Here is a 3,357-nt window from a genome sequence, read left to right as displayed (position 1 = left end):
AGTCTGCGGCGAACTCTGTCACTCGTGACATCTGTGATAAACGCATAGGAAAGAAAGGATAATATTACACTAAAATCCTTCTTTCACGATCCGTTTGATCGGGAGGAAGAATCGTTCGATCAGGCGTAATTCTTCCGTTACGATCTCCGCGGAGGCTTGCGTCTCGGGCGAGACGGGCAGGTCGATACCGTAATTGGTTCTCAGACCCTCTGGAAAATCGATATCCGCCGTATAGTACTCGTCGGTGGGGACCAATGAGATATTCGATACCACGCCATTTACCACTCCAAACTCCTGATCCGGGAAATTGGAGAAACGGACGATCGCCCGCTGGCCTCTCCGGACTTTTCCCGAGCGTGCTATCGGTATGCGCACCTTCCCCACCAGCCGGCCCTCGCCTTGCGGCACGACGGTGAAAGCCACCTCTCCGGATGGGATATACTGGTTCTCATTCCAGTACTTAGTGAAAGTTACGACACCCCCTACCGGGGCGATGAGGCAATAACGTAACCTCCACTCGTTCATGCTGTTCAGCAATTGTTCCCGGGCGGTCTGTAATTCCTGCCGTAGCGTAAATTCTTTCTCGCTCCGCTCCAGCGTCAGATCCAGCAAGGATTGCTCTTGCTCCCCGATCTGTATCCGGAGATTCTCGGCCGAGGCTGCCGCCCTTTCCAGCGAATAACGGCTTTGCAGCAGGGAAGCCCGTGCGGTCTCATGCTCGTAGGAGGAAATCACGGACCGGCTATACAATAATGAATCCCGGGCGTATTGCCGCCTTGTCAAGGCGAATTGCTCCGAGAGGGTCTTCCGCTGCCGTTCGGTCTCGTTATAGTAAGCCTTATACAACGCTATCTGTTTGCGGATGGAGGTCATTTTTTGCGGATAATAATCGATCTCCCTGTAATTGACGCAGGCATGGAGCGCCGAGAGTAGTCCCGAGTAAGCCGCTTGCATATCACCCAGCGATAGCTCCTTGTACTTTGATAATGCCTTGTCCAAGCTATCCACGTCGCTTCCGGATCGTTCCAACGCCTTATCCAGATAGATGGCATCGTCCGTGTCGGCGTGATTCTCTATGACCGCCAGCCAATCCCCCTGCCTTACCGGGCGATTATCCCTGACGAGTAGCTCCTGTATCTTTCCCGCCGCCCGTGTCACTACCGCCGTCGCGGGATGTTGCCCCGTCAATGTCATGTCTGCCGTGATCACGTCAGGATATTTGAAGAAACAGCTTCCCACCAGCAATGTCACGACCACGAGGAATAACAGCGTTATCCCCCACCGTACGATCCAGGCCGGCACTTGCCCCATCACCTCCTGTACCTCCTCGCTCCTCAGTTCTATGTCCTTATTTCTCTTCTCCAACTAATTTTCAATTTTCAATTCTCAATTCCCAAGCTCCAACTGATTCTTCACCAACTTATAATAAGTCCCCCGCAAGGCCGTGAGTTCCTGATGCGTCCCTTCCTCCACGATGCGTCCCTTGTCCAGCACCACGATCTTGTCCGCGTCACGTACCGTGCTTAGTCGATGCGCCACGACCACCACCGTCCGTCCTTTGTAGAAGGCGTGCAACTGCTCCATGATCTCCCGCTCGTTGTTTGCGTCCAAGGCGTTCGTGGCCTCGTCCAGGAAGATGAAGTCGGGATTCTTGTACACCGCCCGGGCGATCAGGATCCGTTGCCTCTGCCCTTGGCTTACTCCATTGCCCTCCATGCCGATCTTCGTATTATAGCCCAGCGGGAGCGAATCGATGAAATCCCGGATATTCGCCACCGTCACGGCATGAAGCAGGCGTTCCTTGTCCACCACCTCTTCGCCGGGGGCGATGTTGTTGGCGATCGTATCCGAGAAGATAAAACCATCCTGCATAACCGAACCGGTCTTGCTACGCCATACGTGCGGGTTTAGGTTCCTGAGGGAGGTATCGCCGATCCTCACGTCCCCCTTGTTGGGGTTGTAAAAACCGAGCAGAAGTTTTACTATAGTTGTCTTCCCGCTCCCGCTGGCCCCTACGATGGCGGTCACCCTGTTATGGGGTATCGTCAGGTTGATATCCTCCAGCACGTAATCCCTGTCCGCCCCGTCATAGCTGAAGCTGAGATTTTCCAGCCGCAGCGTCCTGTCATCGGGGAGAACATTCAGCCTTATCCCGCCTGCCTGTTCCTCGTCCTCCTTCCCGTGTATCTCGCCGAGCCGCTCCAGACTGATCTTCGCATCCTGCAAGGACCGTGAGAAATCGATCAATTGCTCGATAGGTGAGGAGAGCTGCCCCACGATGTAGGTCGCCGACATCATCATACCCAGCGTCATATCCCCTTGCACGACGGCCCGTGCCGCGATGAAGGAGATGAGTATGTTCGTGGTCTGGTTGAAAAAGACCGCCCCGAGTTGCTGATATTGTTGTAACGCCAATCCCTTGATCCCTATCTTGAAAAGTTTTACCTGTATCCGTTCCCATTTCCAGCGCATCTTGGTCTCGCAATTATTGAGCTTGATCTCCTGCATTCCGGTGATAAGCTGGAATAGGTTGCTCTGCTCCCCGGCCGCCTGCGAGAAACGCTTTACGTCCAGCTCCCTCCTCCATCTCATGAAGGCGAGTACCCACGCCACGTATAACCCGTTACCTACCAAGAAGAGTCCCAGTATCGTCCAGTCGTAATAGGCCAGTACGAACCCGAACACGATGAAGTTAACGAAAGAGAAGAGCGTATTGATGGATGTCCCCGTCATGAAAGCCTCGACGCGGTCATGGTCTCCGATGCGCTGCATGATATCGCCCACCATCTTGGTATCGAAGAAATGCAGGGGCAGGCGCATCAGCTTGGCGAGGAAATCGGAGATCAAGGCGATATTGATCCTCGTGTTTACGTGCAGCAATATCCAGCTCCGTATGAAGTCCACGGATAGCTTGGCGATAAAGATCACCAATTGCGATATAAGGATCAAGGTTATGAAACCTAGGTTGTTGTCCCGTATACCGGTATCTACCAAGCTCTGCGTGAGGAAAGGCAGGATGAGTTGCAGTACGCTGGCTGTCACCATGCCCAGCACGAGCTGTGCCATCTCCCTTCTGTAGGGCGATATATATCGGAAAAAGAATCCGAGGTTACGTTTCCTGTCTCTCTCCTCGTCCTCCATCCCGTAGAACTCCGGCCCCGGTTCCAGCAAGAGTGCCGCCCCGGTATCCTGCCCGTCCACCTTGGTACTGACCCAGCACCGCTTGAACTCCTCCCTCGTATAGGTGATAAGTCCCGCCGCCGGGTCCGCTATGTAGAACTTCCCTTTCTTTATCTTGTAGCAAACCACGAAATGCCATTGGTTCCAGTGCAGTATGCAGGGTAGGGGACATTCCTT

General features: G+C 53.9%; 2 protein-coding genes. Both read right to left on the bottom strand.

The annotated features are described in order from the left end of the window. Nucleotides 1-69 precede the first annotated feature (69 nt). The gene (locus DWX33_RS22080; RefSeq protein WP_122381052.1) at nucleotides 70-1,365 is read right to left on the bottom strand and encodes an HlyD family secretion protein; all 1,296 of its coding nucleotides are present in this window, start codon (nucleotides 1,363-1,365) and stop codon (nucleotides 70-72) included. Between the two features lie 21 nt (nucleotides 1,366-1,386). After that, nucleotides 1,387-3,357 (bottom strand): peptidase domain-containing ABC transporter (locus DWX33_RS22075; RefSeq protein WP_147425525.1); only part of this gene is annotated, 1,971 nt, incomplete at its 5' end.

It is taken from the genome of Parabacteroides sp. AF19-14 (genome assembly GCF_003635485.1).
Lineage (GTDB): Bacteria > Bacteroidota > Bacteroidia > Bacteroidales > Tannerellaceae > Parabacteroides > Parabacteroides distasonis.
This window is presented reverse-complemented; position numbering and strand designations above follow the sequence as displayed.